Below are 16,523 nucleotides of genomic sequence, written 5' to 3'. Positions count from 1 at the left end.
TAATATGGGAAGAAATTCAAGATCTAACAGGCCATAAATGTGGCTTGAGCAAGATTTGAAAGCCAAGTGCCTTCAAAGGGTCATTCGTAGGCGGCCCCCCACTTACATTAGGCGCCTGCAGGCCTTTAAGTTCATATGCTACCCGCAGAACTGCCTTTGGCGGAAATGGCTCAAGAGTCCTAGGGTCGATTACATCCCATTTCGTCGCATCCCTATTGGGTGCAAAACCGTTCTTCCGGATGAACGAAAAAGCGTTTTCAATATCGGTTGGCGTTAGGGCCATGATGGTGTCCCAATATTATCAGTTAGATACCGGTTGAATATTAAAGGATATAAATCAAAACATTTATAGTGCGCACCCTGCTCATCAAATCCTGAGCGTTTGGCTTAGAGACCCGGACGACGGCAGCGGAATGTCCGAAACACGCGCTATGTAGACCTTCATCCGATTAATACCAATGGCCATTCCCCCCAAAAAAACAGTCACAGTTCCATCCCCGCCCCCACACAAAAAGGGCCGGGACAGAACTGTCCCGCCCCTCCTGCCGACCCGCTCAGTTCACCCGATCTTACTGATCGTCATCATCCCCGGTCGACGCATCGTTATCATCCGCATTGGGGCTGACCGCCACGAACACGCTCTGCCCGTTGCGCACCACGCGCAGCAGCACCGAGTGGTTGGCCTGGAACGCCTGCCTTATGGCCGAGACCGTGGCGCGCGGGTTTTCAACCGGCACTTCGCCCACTGCCTGAATGACGTCACCAGCATGGATACCGGCCTGCTCGGCGGGCGAGCCGGGCTGCACGTCGCTCACCACCACGCCGCGCACGCTTTCCTCCAGCCCGAGCTGCTGGCGCAGGTCAGGCGTAAGGGGCGCAAGGGTTACGCCGAGTTTCGGGCCCTTGTCGGCATCATGCGCGTTGTCGCCCACCGTGCCATCGGCCGTGCTGCCCTTGCCCAGGCTTGAAATCAGCACGGTTGCCGTCTGCGGCTTGTCGTTGCGCAGGTAGGCAATCGACGCCTTGGTGCCCGGCGTAATGGAGGCCACATTGACCGCCAGCGTATGCGGCGTATCGATGTTCTGTCCGTTGAGCTGGGTCACCACGTCGCCTGCCTTGAGGCCCGCCTTCTCGGCCGGGCTGCCCACGCTCACACTGGCTACCAGCGCCCCGGTGGCAGGCGCCCCCGTGGCCGAGGGCTTCATGCCCAGCGCACTGGCCATGGACGGCGTGATTTCCTGCGCCGTAACACCCAGATAGCCGCGCGTGACATGGCCGGTCTTTTCAAGCTGCTCGACAATGTTCTTCACGGTATCGGACGGAATGGCGAAGCCAATGCCGATCGACCCGCCCGAAGGCGAAAGGATGGCGGTGTTCACCCCCACCACCTTGCCATCCTGCGTGAACAGCGGGCCGCCGGAATTGCCACGATTGATGGGCGCATCGACCTGGATGAAGGAATCATACGGCCCATCGCCAATGTCACGCCCGCGCGCGGAGACGATGCCGGCCGTCACCGTGCCGCCAAGGCCGTACGGGTTGCCCACGGCCACCACCCATTCACCCGGCTCGACCTTGTCGGAATCACCAAGTTCGATAAAGCGCAGCTTGCCCGAGGGCGAGACCTTGAGCAGGGCGATATCGGTCTTTGAATCACGGCCCACGATCTTGGCGGGCAGCGCCGTGCCATCATCAAGCGTGACCGTGACCTTGGTGGCCCCCTTGACCACATGGTTGTTGGTCACGACGTAGCCATCGGGCGAGATGACGAAGCCCGAGCCACGCGCCTCAACCGTGCGATGCGCCTGCTGCGGCATCATCTGGAAAGGGAACGGGAACGGAAAGCCGCCCTGCATGCCGCCACCGCCACCCATTTCCTCGCCCGTGTCAGCATCCTTGATGCGGGCCGTGATCGAGACCACCGCCGGTTTGACCTGCTTGACCAGATTGACGAAGTTGGGCAACTGCTGGATCTGGGTATCGGGGTGGATGACCCCGGTTTCATCGGCCCGCGCCACAGGCGCGCAGACCAGACCCGCCCCGGCAACCGTGCTGGCCACCAGCGAAGCCAGCAACCGCGTGCGAAACCGGCGGGAGGAAAGGGTGTTCGACCTTACTACGTCTGACATGGCATCCCTGAGCATGGAGGTCCTGCTGAAATCTCGAAACAACGGGGCGGGACTGGCCGCCTGAGCTTTACAGTCCCATTCCCTGCATTGTGCCGCAAGAGAGCCGACCCGTGTTATACCGTTGCATGACAAATAGGTTAGGCGCGCCTGCGGGCAAAAAAATCCTGTAGCAACGCCCCGGCCTCGCGCTCGCGCACGCCGCCCACCGTCTCGGGCCGGTGCAGGCAGCGGGCTTGCGCAAACACCCGCGGGCCATGTTCCACGCCCCCGCCCTTGGGGTCATACGCGCCAAACACGATCCGGCCGATACGGAAATGCACCGCTGCTGCCGCACACATGGGGCATGGCTCCAGCGTGACATAAAGCGTGCAGTCAGCCAGGCGCTGCCCGCCACGCAGGCGGGTCGCAGCGCGCATGACCTGCATTTCGGCATGGGCGGAAGGATCATGCCATTCCTCCACCCGGTTGCCCGCGCGCGCAAGCACCTGCCCCTGTGGCCCGGCAAGGGCGGCCCCCACCGGCACCTCGCCGCGCAGCGACGCGGCCCGCGCCTCCGCCATTGCAATATCCATGAAATAAGCCGGGAGCGGACGTGTCATGCCCGCATGATAGCCAGCCCTTTTGCTACGGGCCAGCACGTCGCGCGGGAGCGCCACTTTTTACTGGATCGGGGCAACCCCGCACGCCCATGATGGTTAACCGGTCAGGGGACGGGCATGGCACCGACTCCTGACCCATGAAAAACAGGCCGGGCGCCTTCAGGCCTCCGCAACCAGGCCGGAGGACAGGCCGCCCCACCAGCGGAGGGAATGGTCATGCACACGCTTTCGCTCATTCTGGCAACCGCCGCGATCGTGGCGGGCCTGGCCGCATCAAATGACCTGCACCCCGCCGCAGGCCCTGCCGAGACCTGCCTGCTGACCTGTGCCCTGCGCTGAGAATTATGCTTAAATAACTGTAAAAAATAAAAGTTTTTGGCGAAGCTTTTTCAAAAAGCTTCGAAAGACGCTGCCTTTTTGAAAAAAGACGGCACCCAAAAACGTCTATTCTACATCCCTGTCGTTCAGGGCAATGGCAGGTCGTTCACGGTCACGATCCGCCACCCCTCCGGCAGGCGCTCGATCACGCTCAGTGCCAGGTTCTGGATGGAGAAATGCAGCGCCGTTTCGGGGTGAACCCGCAGGGCATGGGCCAGGGCCGCGCGAATGGCCCCCCCGTGGCTGACCACCACCATGTCTTGCCCCTCGTGCCCGGCGGCAAGGCGGTCCAGGCAGGCCCCCACGCGCGAGCACACCTGCACCATGCTTTCGCCCTGCGGCGGCAGTTCCGTTGCCCCCACCGACCAGAACGGATGCGCGGGCAGGCTCAGCCTGTCGGGCAGCGTATCATGCGTAATGCCGTGCCACTCGCCCATCGACTGTTCGGTCAGGTCAGGCTCCACGCACCAGTCATGCGGGCCATAGCCGGCCTTCTGGATGGCGCGCGCGGTATGCTGGGTGCGTGACAGCGGCGAGGTAAACCACAAGGCGGGTTTTGGCAGGCGGCGGGCCAGCGTTTCATACATCCCGCGCTGCGCCACGAGGCTGTCGGGGCAGAGCGGCACATCCATCGCGCCATACAGCCGCATGCGGGCATTGTGTTCCACCAGCGCATGGCGGATCAGCCAGAAGCGGGTCACGCCCTTCTCCAGTTGCGGGGTATCAAGAAAATTGCCGTGGTTGGTCTGTATCGTCACGCCGGAAATCCATCATGGAAAAAACAGGAAAAAGTCAGGCAGGCAGAACCGCGCGCGCGCGCCAGCCATGCGGCAGGTAGGTCTGCACGGGCGCCATGGCGGCAAGGCGGGGCCAGTGCCGCAGGATCAGGCCAATCTTGTCAAGGATGCGCCCGACATTGCGCGCCTCGCGGCGCAGGCGTTCGGTCGGGTCCATGCCCTCATGCGAGGGCTCGCCCGAAACCAGCCGCGCGCCAGCCGAAATACGCAGCGCGCCCGCCAGTTCATCGGGCAAATCGGGATGGGCCAGCGGCACTGGCTGGCCCACATGGCACAGCACCGCGGCAAGGGCCGCATCAGCATCATCAGCGGGGATGCAGCCGGAAAGATCGGTATTGAGCCACGCATATAGCTGCCGCGCCTCGGCCACCGCCAGCGGGCGAAAGCCACCTTCGGGGCTATCGGGGGCGCGGACAAAAAAGCTCATGATGGTTGGCAGGCAGTCCCATGCCTGCTCAGGCCCGGGCCGGGCGGGGGCGACAGGCGGCAGCAGTTCCAGCACCGGGCGGGCCGCGATCTGCGCCGTCACGGCCGCGAGGAAAGTACGCAGCCGGTCGCGCACCACGGCGCGTGGTATGGTGCCAAACGCCGTTATTTCAGCCAAAGCCGCCTGCCAGCGCAGGATAAGGCCGATATTGTGCCCATGCGGCAGGCTGTCGCGCGCGGAGCCTGCGGGCCAGGCGGCACGATAGCTGTAATCCGCCAGCCCGGCGGGCAGGCCGCGCGGGCCATCAAGCCTGCGGCGCACGCAGGCAGGCAGCAGCAGCGCCCCGCAAAAAGGCGGGCCGGTAAAGAATTTGGAGCCGGTCACCATCACCATCCAGCCCATGTCCAGATAGGCGCGCACCCGTGCCGGGTCGAGCCGCGCCTGACAGGCATCGACCACCACATCGGGCCGGTCATCCGTGCCAGCGCCAAACGGGGCGGTGGCCTGTTCCAGCGCCGCCAGCCCCGGCGCGAGCAGGCCCGTCTTGGACAGGTCAAGCCGATGCAGCAGCACATGGCGGCCTGCCGCGCGCAGTTCATGCGTCAGGCGGCAGGTCTGTGCATCCACCTCTGGCAATGCGCGCACATGACCCGCCCCATCGCGCATGGGCACATTGACCACCTCCGTATCATCAGGAAAGCCCGCAATGCGCGCCCCCCGTGTCACGCCGTGGCCAAGGGCGGTGTCATTGGCAAAATGGCAGCCCTGTGCCGCCAGAGGCACGCCGCTGCCCGTCTCCTCCGGGGCAAGGAGGATATTGCTGACCGGGCGGCCACCGGGAGCCAGCGCCGCAAGGGCCAGCGCATAGAGTTCGCAATCCGTGCCCGACGGAGCCAGCACCACGCCTTCATGCCCGGTCAGCCCAAACGCGCTGGCGATACGGGCCTGTATGTCGGCATCCTGCGCCTGTGCCGCCTCATCCGCCCGGCCCTGCAATGCCCCCGCCACCAGGGCGAGACGGGCCGTTTCGGCACCAGCAAAGCCGCGTTCGGACAGTGATGAAGCCGTGGACGAAGCAAAGGTGATGGCCCAGGGCCGGGGCCGGTGCGAACAGCCATAATGGTTCAGCCCCGTTGCCGGGTCCACCGCCAGCCGGGCATCGCCACCCGTGGCCATCAGGGTCTCGATTGGTCCGAGCCGCTTCCACAGGTAAGCCAGCACGCCCTGCAACGCCGTGAAATCGGCCTCCACCGGCGGGGTGGCAGGCGCGGGCTGCAGGGGGGCAAGCGCGGGCCACGTTGCGCGCAGGGTGGCGCTGTCCGGCACGTCGGGCCTGGCCATCAGCGGCACCCATGCGGCAGGCGCATCCGTATCGGCGCGACCCGTATCAAGGTACCAGAACAGCGCCGCCGTGCGGGCGGCGCAGAAGGCGGCATGAAAAGCCTGCCGGGGGGCACGTTCCAGCAGGGCGGCAAGTTCCAGCGCATGGCGCAGGAAGAAGGCTGTCTGCTCAAGATTGCCCTGAAGCGGCAGGCCCAGCACGATCCCCCCATCTGGCAGGATGCGGAAAGGCGCTTCGAGCACCGGGTCCAGCACGATGCGCCGCGCGCCTGCAATCACCCGCAGGTCTGGCCGTTCCAGAACACGCAGCAGTTCCTGCGTCAGAGTATGGGCGAACACCGTGCTGTTTCCTTTTCCACGTTGACAGGTGGCACGACCCAGCCCGCCTGCGCCATGATGCGGCGCATATGGTCAGGTGGGGGGGCCATGGCCCGCACGGGCGGGTCAAGCGGCAGAGTGATGCCGCGACTCATGAGGTGTAGCGCCCCGGCCGTGGGGGCGCCATAGCGCGCATCCCCCCTTATGGGGCTGCCAAGCAGGGCGCAATGCGCACGGGCCTGATGGGTGCGCCCGGTTTCCAGCTCCAGCTCCAGCCAGCTTATGGGCGCGCCCGCCGCATCCAGGCCCTGCCCCAGCACCCGCCACCGCGTGCGCGCGGGCTGCGCGCCCTGCACGTCAGCCTGCATGCGCCACTGCCCGGCCTCTTCCACCCGGCCAAGCGGGGCTGTGACTACGCCGGACCGGCCCGCGGGCGTGCCCTGCACGATGGCCCAGTAGGTCTTGCGGGCCTGGCCTGAAGCAAAACAGCCCTGCGCCGCCACCAAAGCCTGCTTGCGCAGCGCCACGACCAGGCAGCCCGCCGTATCCTGATCCAGCCTGTGTGCAAGCCACGGCCCGTTGCGGTGGCGTGACAGGAGGGGAAACCAGTCCTCGACACTTGCCCCGCCCCTGCGGCCGGGATGGACCGGCAACCCCGGCGGCTTGTCGAGCACCACGAAGCGGTTGTCACGGTACAGAACCGTAAACGGCAGGGGCCCCGTGGGCTGCATGGATGCAGGCGGGGGCGAAGATGGCCTCATTCGTCTTCCGTCGAGCGGCGCATCAGCACTTCACGGCGGCCTACATGGTTGGCCTCGCTGACCAGTCCTTCCTTTTCCATCTGCTCGATGATCTTGGCCGCGCGGTTATAGCCGATGGAGAGATGGCGCTGGATGAAGGACGTCGAGGCCTTGCCCTCGCGCGCCACCACCTCGACCGCCTGGGCAAACAGGCCATCTTCCTCGGCCCCACCGGAGGGGGCGGCAAACGGCTTGTCCGCGCTGTCTTCTTCCTGCGGCGAGATGACATCATCATCATAGATCGGCTCGCCCTGCGTGCGCAGGAAGGCCACGACAGCCTCCACCTCCCCATCCGCCACGAAGGGGCCATGCACGCGCGTGATCCGCCCGCCCGCCTGCATGAACAGCATGTCGCCGCGACCCAGAAGCTGCTCGGCCCCCTGCTCGCCCAGAATGGTGCGGCTGTCGAACTTGCTGATGACCTGAAAGGAAATACGCGTGGGGAAGTTGGCCTTGATGGTGCCGGTAATCACATCGACCGAGGGGCGCTGGGTAGCAAGGATGAGGTGGATGCCCGCCGCGCGCGCCTTCTGTGCCAGGCGTTGCAGCAGGGACTCGATCTCCTTGCCCGCCACGATCATGAGATCGGCCATCTCGTCTACCACGATGACAAGATAGGGCAGCGAATCAAGGGCAAGCTGCTGCTCCTCGAATGTCGGCTTGCCGGTTTCGGGGTCGTAGCCGGTCTGCACGCGGCGGGTCACGATCTCGCCGCGCTCGCGGGCTTCGGTCACGCGCTCGTTGTAGCTGGCGATGTTACGCACCTGCAGGTGCGCCATGGCGCGGTAGCGGCGATCCATTTCACGCACTGCCCATTTCATGGCCGCGACCGCCTTGGCCGGTTCCGTCACCACCGGGGTCATGAGGTGGGGAATGCCTTCATAAATCGACAGTTCGAGGATCTTGGGATCGATCAGGATCAGGCGGCACTGCTCGGGCGAGAGGCGGTAGAGCAGCGACAGGATCATGGAGTTCACCCCCACCGACTTGCCCGACCCCGTGGTGCCCGCGATCAGCAGGTGGGGCATGGCGGCAAGGTCGCTGTAAACCGATTCACCCGCAATATCCTTGCCCAGCGCAAGGTTGAGCCGCGCGGGAGAATGCGCCCATCGGGGGTCCATGAGCAGTTCGGAGAAATAGACTGTCTCGCGCCGTGAATTCGGCACCTCGATGCCAATCACGTTGCGCCCCGGCACGGTGGCGATACGCACGCTGAGCACCGACAGGGAGCGCGCCACGTCATCAGCCAGGCCAATCACGCGGGCGGCGCGAATGCCTGCGGCGGGCTGGAGTTCATACAGCGTGACCACCGGGCCTGCATGATAGGCCACGATCGTGCCCTGCACCCCGTATTCGGACAGCACGGTCACAAGCTGGGCGGCATTGGCCCTGAGCAGTTCCTCGGTCGGCTTGGTCGTGGAGGCAGGCGGCGGCGGCGTCAGGAGTGAAAGCGAGGGGAACTGCCACTGCGGCGGCTGCGGTGGCGTATAGGCGGGCGTGGCGGCGGACGCTGCCGGTGCAGGCGCATCATACGCATCCGGGCGGGCGGGTGCCTCATCGGCGCGCGAGGCACCGGAGAACAGGCGCGAAAAGAGATTCGGGCGCGCAGGTTCCTCAACAGCGGGCGACGTGCCCGGATGGTCGGTGACGGGCCTGTTTTCAGGCGGGGCGGGTTCGTCATGCCATGGCGCGCGATCAGATGCCGTGTCATCCCCCCCCATCAGCAACGGCTGCGGAATATCCTCGTCCATGCCGGGCGGGTGCATCCAGTTGCTCTGCAACGACACCTGTGCCGGTCGCCCTCCTTCCACCTTGCGGCTGCCGGGCAGCGCCGGGCGTGCCGCATCCTCCGGCTTTGTGGTGGTGGCGGGCATGTTCGCGGCATCTGGCGCGCGCAGGCTGGCCTTGGGGGCCGCATCATTCACCGGCATCAGGCCCGTGCCGGGGGCAGCGCCCGCCTGCGCGGGGGGCGCTGCCCCGGCATGGGCCGCAGGGGCGGTCAGGGTGGTATTGAAAAGGGGTTCGTCCTCTTCCTCGATCAGCGCTGCCAGTGAGGAAGGAGGGGCTGCGGCAGGGGCGGCCTGGGAGGCAGCCGGATGGGCTGGTGCCTGCGCCCTGCCCTGCCCTGCCTCGGGCCGGGCCGTCATGCGGCGCAGCCAGACTGCCAGCACCATGGGCTGACGCACGCCGAACACGAGGCCCCGCCCCATGCCCTGCCATTCGGACAGGGACAGGGCGAGCGCGAGCAGCACCAGCAGGGCGCCCAGCACAAGCCCCAGCACCCAGACGAGAAGCGGCCCGCCACGCCCCATGAACACGGTGGCGGCCTGAATCGACATATGCGCGACCGAGAGGCCAACCGCACCGCCCAGGCCCGCCTGCGTAGGCCATTGCGGCGCATGCAGCCCCGCCAGCAATGGCAGGGCCGCAACTTCGGCTGCAATGACCGGCAGGCCGCACAAAAGGGCGATGAAACGCAGCAGCGCCGATGCCAGCCCATGGTGGCGGATCAGGCGCCAGCCCCATGCCATGAGGCAGAAAATGGCCAGCGTGCCCACGATCCCGAAATTCTGGAGCATGAAGTCGGCCATATAGGCGCCGGGCCGCCCGAGCAGGTTGCCCGGCGGCTGCGCGCTCGACGTATTGGCGGAGGGATCGCGCGGGTCATAACTCCATAACGCGATGGCGAGACACAGCGCCAGAATCCACAACCCTACGCCACCGGCTTCGGCCAACCGTTCGCGCAGGCGCGAACGGGCCGGGCCAGAGGAAAGTGATTCAGGAAAAAAACGGCTGAAGATCGCCAAAAATCCACATCCCGATCATAAGGCCCGCCTGCGGGGACCAAAAGCACGAGGGAGATGACCTTGCATGCCGCGCCTGCCATTCCCGCCAAACGAAACAACTATAACCCTGTCCACACGACAGAAAGAAGGCCGACAGGATAAAATACGGCGATGAATCACCCGTTATCATCCACTCCATGCCGCCATGCATACAGGCACGCCGCCCCGTGCCGCCGCTCAAGCAGCAGGCGGGGGGCTGGCACGGGGGCCGCTTCCGCTGCTGCCGTCTCGACCACGATGAGGGTGCCGGCATGCAGCCAGCCGCCACGTTCCAGCACACTCAGCGCCCTTGTGGGCAGGTCGTGGTTATAGGGCGGATCGAGAAAAACCAGATCGGCGGGCGCGGCACCACCTCGCGGTGGCAGGCGCAGCATGTCGCAGGCCCGGATCATGGCGCGGTCCTGCAGGCCACAGCCGCGCACATTATCGCGCAGGCAGCGCAGGGCGGCGCGGTCGTGCTCGACAAACAGCGCCGATGCCGCCCCGCGTGAAAGGGCCTCGAGGCCCAGCGCGCCGGTTCCGGCAAACCCGTCAAGCACGTGCGCGCCGCGCAGCCGGTCCGCCCCGGCCCATGACGCATGGGCCAGCGTATCGAACAGGGCCTGGCGCACCCGGTCTGCCGTCGGCCGCGTGACCTGCCCCGGCGGGGCCAGCAGGGTGCGGCCCCGGCATTCGCCCGCGATGATCCGCATCAGGCCCCGCGCGGGGTCTTGCCACCCGCAAGGCCCGCGATCTGCTCACGGATCACCTTGCCGGTCACTTCCTCGAGTTCGCCCCGCTTGAGCGTGCCAAGCTGGAACGGCCCGTAGGAGGTGCGGATCAGGCGGCTGACATGCAGGTTCAGCCCCTGCATCACCTTGCGGATCTCGCGGTTCTTGCCTTCACGCAAAGAGACGGTCAGCCAGGCATTATCACCCTTGACGGAATCAAGCTGCGCCTCGATCGGGCCATAGCGCACGCCCTCGAACTCGCTCCCCTTGATCAGGGAGGCCAGCGCGCGTTCGTCAACCACGCCAAACACGCGCACGCGGTAGCGCCTGATCCAGCCATTGCTGGGCAATTCCAGCCTGCGTGCGAGCGCGCCATCGTTGGTGAGCAGCAAAAGCCCCTCGCTGTTCAGGTCAAGGCGGCCCACGCTGATGACGCGCGGCATGCCCGGCGGCAGCGAATCGAACACAGTGGGGCGATCCTCGGGGTCGCGGTGGGTCGTGACCAGCCCGTCGGGCTTGTGGTAGCGCCACAGCCGCGTACGGTCGGGTGCGCCGACAACCTTCTGCTCGACCTGAACGATATCGCCTTCATCGACAAAAGTGGCCGGATGGGTGACCGGCGCGCCGTTGAGCTGCACCTTGCCCTCGGCAATCAGGCGTTCGGCATCGCGCCTGCTGCACACGCCCGAACGGGCCAGCCATTTGGCAATACGGTCGCCACGCGCGGCGGGGGCTTCGGTGGAATGGTCCTGTGTCATGTTCCTGTCTGCCTCGCAGCGTCGATCAACCCTTCGAACAGAAGACGGTCTCCTGCCGATATGCCAAATTCGGGGTGCCACTGCACCCCCATACAGAACGGATGGCCGGGAAGCTCAATGGCCTCGACCACGCCATCGGGCGCCGTGGCGCAGACTACCCCGCGCCCGGCATCCGCCACCGCCTGATGGTGCGATGAATTGACGGCCAGCGTATCGCACCCCACCAGGCGCGCAAGCTGCGTGCCGGGGGTTACATGCACCACATGCCCCGCCTCGTCACGCGGGTTGGGCTGTTCATGCGCCAGGGCCGCGGGATAGGTGTCGGGAATATGCTGCACCAGCCGCCCGCCAAGCAGCACGGCCAGCAGTTGCATGCCACCGCAGATGCCCAGAACGGGCCGCCCCAGAGCCAGCCCTTCCCCGAGCAGCGCCATCTCCGCTGCCGTGCGGCGCGGCTTGGTCTGCACGGTGGCATGCGGCGGTTCATCGCCATACAGATCGGGCGGCACGTCAAAGGCCCCGCCGGTGATCACCAGCCCGTCAAGCCGCGCCACCATCTGCCCCGCCTGCGCCGCGTCGTGCCCCACAGCCACCGGCAGGCCGCCACAGGCGGAAATCATGTCCATGTAGTTCTGGCGCAGCGCATACCATGCAAAGCGCGAATAACCGCCCGTGGTGGAGGGTGGTTCGCTATCGAGCGTGATACCGATCAGGGGCGCGCGTGAGGGGGTCATGGCCCTGCGGAACCGGCAAACGGGTGGAACGGAATCATCATGCTGTTCCCCCTTCTGTGTTGCTGCAAGAGTGCCGCGCTGCGTGCATGATACAAAAAATCCCCACCGGCAAAGCCTTGATGGGGACCTCTGTAATCTTATTAAACCCTATGGTGGGCGCACAAGGGCTCGAACCTTGGACCCGCTGATTAAGAGTCAGCTGCTCTACCAACTGAGCTATGCGCCCACAGGGTTACCCTCTCGGGTGAGAGGGCTTTTAGCAGTCACCCCTTTGGCTGGCAAGGGTTTTTTGAACTTTTTTTATAAGAGACTGTTTGAAAACAACTCATTGATAAAAAATAACAAAAGTTTTTAAGTGCCGCCTTTTTTCAAAAAAGCAGTGTTCTTCGAAGCTTTTGCAAAAAGCTTCACCAAAAACTTCCTTATGATTCCTGAGCCAACTTTTCAAACAGCTTCCAACCTCTAGCGCTGGAGCAGCCGCAGCAGCCCATCGAACTGCTCAAGCGAGCGGTAATCGATCTTCAGGCTGCCGCCCTTGCCATCAAAGCTGATCTGCACCTTCAGGCCCAGCCTTGCGGCCAGATCGCGCTCAAGGGCGGCGATCTCGGGGTTGCGGGCGGCTTTCTCCTCCTTCTCGCGCGCGGTCGCGGCCTTGCGCTCGTGCTGTTTGGCCAGGGCCTCGGTCTGGCGCACGTTCAGCCCCTGCGCCAGCACCACCTTCAGTGCCGCCACCGGATCGGCATGCGCCAGCAGGGCACGGGCATGACCTGCGGAAAGGCTTTGATGACGCACCGCATCACGCACGGGCGGCGGCAGTTGCAGCAGGCGGACCATATTGGCCACATGCGGGCGCGACTTGCCGATGGCGCTGGCCAGTTCATCCTGCGTCAGGGCATGATCATCAAGCAGGCGCTGAAGGCCCTCGGCCTCCTCGATGGCGTTGAGATCGGCACGCTGGAGGTTTTCCACCAGCGCCGCGGCCATGGCATCGCCATCATCGAGCGGGCGGATATGCACCGGCACATCATGCAGGCCCGCAATCTGCGATGCCCGCCAGCGGCGCTCGCCCGCGATGATCTGGTAAGTGCCCGGTCGCTGCGGATGGGGCCGGACCAGAATGGGCTGCAAAATGCCACGCACGCGGATGGAACTGGCCAGTTCATCCAGCGCGCCCGGTTCCATCTGCTGACGCGGCTGGAAAGGGCTTGGCTCCAGCACATCCACCGGCAGGCTGGAAATGGCTTCCGTGCTCTTGCGGCCCTCGACCGCAGGGGCTGCGGGCAGTGCATTGACCTGCTCGCCCAGCAGTGCCGCAAGCCCACGGCCCAGGCGGGGGCGACCCGCTTCCTTCTTGGTTTTCACGCGCGTGCCTTCCCTTTCTGGCCAGCCGACAGGCCAAGGCGCCCGGCCAGCTCGGTCGCCAGCGCCTGATAGGCCTGACTGCCCGATGAGCGCTGGTCGTAATTCATGACCGGCTGCCCGTGGCTCTGTGCCTCGGAGATGCGAATATTGCGGGGAATGAGGGTTTCCATCACCTTGTCGCCAAAGAAGCTGCGGGCATCATCGGCTACGAGTTCCGACAGGTTGTTGCGCCGGTCATACATGGTCAGCACGATGCCATCGAGTTTGAGCGCGGGATTGAGCCCCTTGCTCACGCTATTGACGGTGCGCACCAACTGGCTGATGCCCTCAAGCGCAAAGAACTCGCATTGCAACGGCACGAGCACCGACTGGGCGGCAACCAGCGCGTTGAGCGTGAGCAGGCCAAGGCTGGGCGGGCAGTCAATCAGCACCACGTCATAATCGCCGCCAATCTGGGCCAGGGCCTCACGCAGGCGGTATTCACGCCCTTCCGCCATGACCAGTTCAAGCTCGGCGCCGGCCAGTTCGGTATCGGCCGCAACCAGCGACAGGCCGGGAACAGTGCTGGCCTGCACCACGCCTGCGGCGCGCGCGCCATCTTCAAGCATGGCATAGGTGCCGCTGCTGCGGGCATCATACCCCACGCCCAGCCCGGTCGAGGCATTGCCCTGCGGGTCGAGATCGACCAGCAGCACTTTCAGCCCCGAAGCCGCCAGCGCGGCCGCCACGTTGATGGCGGTGGTTGTCTTGCCCACGCCGCCCTTCTGGTTGGCCAGCGCGATAATGCGGGGGGAAGACGCGGACCGGCTTCCCGTATCATTCATTGTTATGGTCTCTGACACGCCTGATATCGCTCAATTCTAGAATCACACCATCCGTATTGGTACGGCTTGGAATCCGGGTTGTCGCCATGTGCCAATCGGCACGGGCCATCGTCAATTCTTCCTCTGCGTTGCGTCCTTTCAGAAACAGGCAGACACCATCGGGCTGCAGGAACCGCGTACCCCACGCCAGCAGGCGCGACAGGGGCGCGAGGGCCCGGGCCGTCACCACCTGCGCGGGTGGCACATCAGCCACTTCCAGCCGCTGCGCGCAGACCCGCACCTTAACCCCCGCCACCCGCGCCGCCTCACGCAGGAAGGCGGCCTTGCGCTGGTCGGATTCAACCAGCGTCACGTTCGCATCGGTCGCGCATGCAATGACCAGGCCGGGAAAGCCGCCGCCAGAACCCATATCGACCAGATCCACGCCGCCGGGCGGAATCAGGCTGGCAAGTTGCAGGCTGTCCCCGATATGGCGTGACCACAGATGCGGCAGGTCATGCGGGGAGACAAGGTTGATGCGCGCGTTCCAGCGCAGCAGCAGGTCGGCATATTGCTCCAGCCGCTCGCGTGTTTCACGTGAAACATCGGCCAGCACTGCCACGGAATCACCCTGCGCCATCAGGCCGCGACCTGGCGGTGGCGAATGTGCGCGAGCAGCGCCACGAGGGCTGAAGGTGTCATGCCCGGAATGCGCTGCGCCGCACCAAAGGTTACGGGTCGCACGCGGGCAAGGCGCTCCTGCATCTCGCTGCTCAGGCCGCCCACCTGCGCGTAATCAAGGTCAGGCGGCAGGGCGATGCGGCCTTCGGTGGCAAGCTGGCGGATCTCGCGATCCTGCCGGGCAATGTAGCCGCTATAGCGGGCCTCGGTAGCCAGATGCTGGGCCACGCGAGGCGGCAGGTCGGCAAACCACGGGGCGATGGTGGCAATCATGGCAGGCGTTGCATCAGTGGCCAGCACATCAAGCAGCGAGCGCGCGCGCCCATCTGCCGAGACACTGATCCCGCCCTTGCGCAGAAGTTCCGGCGCGTAGGTTTCCTGCCCGGCCCGGTGGGTGGCTGCATCAATGGCGGCCTGGTCCGCCCTGAACCGCGCGGCGCGGGCGCTCCCGACACATCCCCATTCCATGCCGCGTGGCGTGAGCCGCAGGTCAGCGTTATCGGCCCGCAGGGTCAGCCTGTATTCCGCGCGCGAGGTAAACATGCGGTATGGCTCGGACACGCCCTGCGTGGTCAGGTCATCAATCATGACTCCAATATAGGCATCGCCACGCTCCAGCGTTACCCCCGCCTTGCCCGCTGCATGCCGGGCTGCGTTGATGCCCGCGATCAGGCCCTGCGCCCCGGCTTCCTCATAACCCGTCGTGCCATTGACCTGGCCTGCAAGAAACAGGCCGGGCAGGCTTTTGAGTTCCAGCGTGGGGGCGAGTTCGCGCGGGTCGACATAGTCATATTCCACGGCGTAGCCCGGCCGCACGATGCGGCAGTTTTCAAGCCCCGGAATGCTTTGCAGCATTTCAAGCTGCACATGGGCAGGCAGGCTGGTGGAAATGCCATTGGGGTAGACCAGCCCGCCATCCGGGTTGCCGGGCAGGCCTTCAGGTTCGAGAAAGATCTGGTGCGAGTCCTTTTGCGCGAACCGCACCACCTTGTCCTCGATGGAGGGGCAGTAGCGCGGCCCCCGGCCCGAAATCGCGCCGCCATACAGTGCCGAGAGGTGCAGGTTCTCGCGAATGATCTCATGCGTGCGCGGCGTGGTGGCGGTGATGCGGCACGAGACCATGGGGTTGGTGATGGCGTCCGTCATGCGGCTGAAGGGTTCGGGTTCGGCATCGCCCCGGTCTTCGGGCAGGCTGTCCCAGTCGATGCTGTCACGCGCGATACGGGCGGGCGTTCCGGTCTTGAGGCGCCCCATGCGCAGGCCGAGTGCGGCAAGACGTTCGCCCAGCGCATTGGCTGGCCGGTCCCCTACCCTACCCGCCGGTTCGCTGTCATGCCCGACATGAATGGTGCCGCGCAGGAAGGTGCCGGTGGCCAGCACGACGGCACCGGCGGAAAAGACCCGGCCATCCTCACACACCACGCCACCCACGCGACCCTGCGCATCGAGCCGCACATCGCCCGCAGCACCCTCCACTATCTCCAGCCCTGCAGTCTGGTCGAGCAGGTCCTGTATGGCCTGCCGGTACAGCGTGCGGTCCGCCTGCGCGCGCGGGCCATGCACCGCAGGCCCCTTGGAGCGATTGAGCAGCTTGAAGTGGATGCCCGCCTGGTCGGCGGCAACGCCCATCAACCCGTCCAGCGCATCGATCTCGCGCACCAGATGCCCCTTGCCAATGCCGCCGATCGCCGGGTTGCACGACATGATGCCCACCGTGTCGCGCCGGTGCGTGAGCAGCAGGGTGCGGGCACCCGTGCGCGCGGCGGCAGCGGCGGCTTCGCACCCCGCATGCCCGCCCCCGACCACAATCACATCATAGGCCCGATCCATCACCCCTTGC

General features: G+C 65.4%; 14 protein-coding genes and 1 tRNA gene. 1 reads left to right on the top strand and 14 read right to left on the bottom strand.

Annotated elements, in window-relative coordinates:
* Positions 1–569 precede the first annotated feature (569 nt).
* Both GXY01S_RS11275 and GXY01S_RS11270 read right to left on the bottom strand, forming a co-directional pair.
* The gene (locus tag GXY01S_RS11275; protein ID WP_061275177.1) at positions 570–2,144 is read right to left on the bottom strand and encodes a trypsin-like peptidase domain-containing protein; all 1,575 of its coding nucleotides are present in this window, start codon (positions 2,142–2,144) and stop codon (positions 570–572) included.
* Positions 2,145–2,266: 122 nt separating this feature from the next.
* Entirely contained in the window at positions 2,267–2,728 is a 462-nt protein-coding gene (locus GXY01S_RS11270) for a nucleoside deaminase (protein WP_242501194.1), read from the bottom strand.
* Positions 2,729–2,944: 216 nt separating this feature from the next.
* Here GXY01S_RS11270 and GXY01S_RS18995 point away from each other — a divergent pair, with 216 nt between their 5' ends.
* The gene (locus tag GXY01S_RS18995; protein ID WP_255210429.1) at positions 2,945–3,067 is read left to right on the top strand and encodes a hypothetical protein; all 123 of its coding nucleotides are present in this window, start codon (positions 2,945–2,947) and stop codon (positions 3,065–3,067) included.
* A 125-nt stretch (positions 3,068–3,192) separates the two neighbouring features.
* Here the strand turns inward: GXY01S_RS18995 and GXY01S_RS11265 are convergent, their stop codons facing one another.
* From GXY01S_RS11265 to mnmG, 12 genes are all read right to left on the bottom strand, one after another.
* Positions 3,193–3,864 (bottom strand): histidine phosphatase family protein, encoded by a 672-nt coding sequence (locus tag GXY01S_RS11265; RefSeq protein WP_061275175.1) that lies wholly within the window; start codon positions 3,862–3,864, stop codon positions 3,193–3,195.
* 34 nt (positions 3,865–3,898) lie between these two features.
* Positions 3,899–6,010, bottom strand: coding sequence for a hypothetical protein (locus GXY01S_RS11260; RefSeq protein ID WP_061275173.1), 2,112 nt, complete (start codon positions 6,008–6,010; stop codon positions 3,899–3,901).
* A complete protein-coding gene (locus tag GXY01S_RS11255) occupies positions 5,992–6,750 on the bottom strand; it encodes an RluA family pseudouridine synthase (protein WP_061275172.1) in 759 nt (252 codons plus the stop codon). The genes GXY01S_RS11260 and GXY01S_RS11255 overlap by 19 nt, the downstream gene beginning before the upstream one ends.
* The gene (locus GXY01S_RS11250; protein WP_061275170.1) at positions 6,747–9,596 is read right to left on the bottom strand and encodes a DNA translocase FtsK; all 2,850 of its coding nucleotides are present in this window, start codon (positions 9,594–9,596) and stop codon (positions 6,747–6,749) included. Before GXY01S_RS11250 ends, GXY01S_RS11255 begins: the two co-directional genes overlap by 4 nt.
* A gap of 155 nt (positions 9,597–9,751) precedes the next feature.
* A complete protein-coding gene (gene rsmD / locus GXY01S_RS11245; protein WP_061275168.1) occupies positions 9,752–10,327 on the bottom strand; it encodes a 16S rRNA (guanine(966)-N(2))-methyltransferase RsmD in 576 nt (191 codons plus the stop codon).
* On the bottom strand, positions 10,327–11,103 hold the full coding sequence (locus GXY01S_RS11240; RefSeq protein ID WP_061275166.1) for a pseudouridine synthase: 777 nt from the start codon (positions 11,101–11,103) through the stop codon (positions 10,327–10,329). Before GXY01S_RS11240 ends, rsmD begins: the two co-directional genes overlap by 1 nt.
* The gene (locus GXY01S_RS11235) at positions 11,100–11,837 is read right to left on the bottom strand and encodes a gamma-glutamyl-gamma-aminobutyrate hydrolase family protein (RefSeq protein ID WP_061275163.1); all 738 of its coding nucleotides are present in this window, start codon (positions 11,835–11,837) and stop codon (positions 11,100–11,102) included. The genes GXY01S_RS11240 and GXY01S_RS11235 overlap by 4 nt, the downstream gene beginning before the upstream one ends.
* Positions 11,838–11,987: 150 nt before the next feature.
* Positions 11,988–12,063: transfer RNA gene (locus GXY01S_RS11230), tRNA-Lys, on the bottom strand.
* 236 nt (positions 12,064–12,299) lie between these two features.
* Entirely contained in the window at positions 12,300–13,199 is a 900-nt protein-coding gene (locus GXY01S_RS11225; protein WP_061275160.1) for a ParB/RepB/Spo0J family partition protein, read from the bottom strand.
* Positions 13,196–14,023: a ParA family protein gene (locus GXY01S_RS11220; protein ID WP_061275156.1), complete on the bottom strand. Its 828-nt coding sequence runs from the start codon at positions 14,021–14,023 to the stop codon at positions 13,196–13,198. Before GXY01S_RS11220 ends, GXY01S_RS11225 begins: the two co-directional genes overlap by 4 nt.
* A complete protein-coding gene (gene rsmG / locus GXY01S_RS11215) occupies positions 14,016–14,642 on the bottom strand; it encodes a 16S rRNA (guanine(527)-N(7))-methyltransferase RsmG (protein WP_061275153.1) in 627 nt (208 codons plus the stop codon). Before rsmG ends, GXY01S_RS11220 begins: the two co-directional genes overlap by 8 nt.
* Positions 14,642–16,513 carry a tRNA uridine-5-carboxymethylaminomethyl(34) synthesis enzyme MnmG gene (gene mnmG / locus GXY01S_RS11210; protein ID WP_061275150.1) on the bottom strand — a complete coding sequence of 624 codons (1,872 nt, stop codon included), beginning with the start codon at positions 16,511–16,513 and terminating at the stop codon, positions 14,642–14,644. Before mnmG ends, rsmG begins: the two co-directional genes overlap by 1 nt.
* Between the last annotated feature and the right edge of the window lie 10 nt (positions 16,514–16,523).

This window comes from Komagataeibacter xylinus NBRC 15237, from assembly GCF_001571345.1.
Lineage (GTDB): Bacteria > Pseudomonadota > Alphaproteobacteria > Acetobacterales > Acetobacteraceae > Komagataeibacter > Komagataeibacter xylinus.
This window is presented reverse-complemented; position numbering and strand designations above follow the sequence as displayed.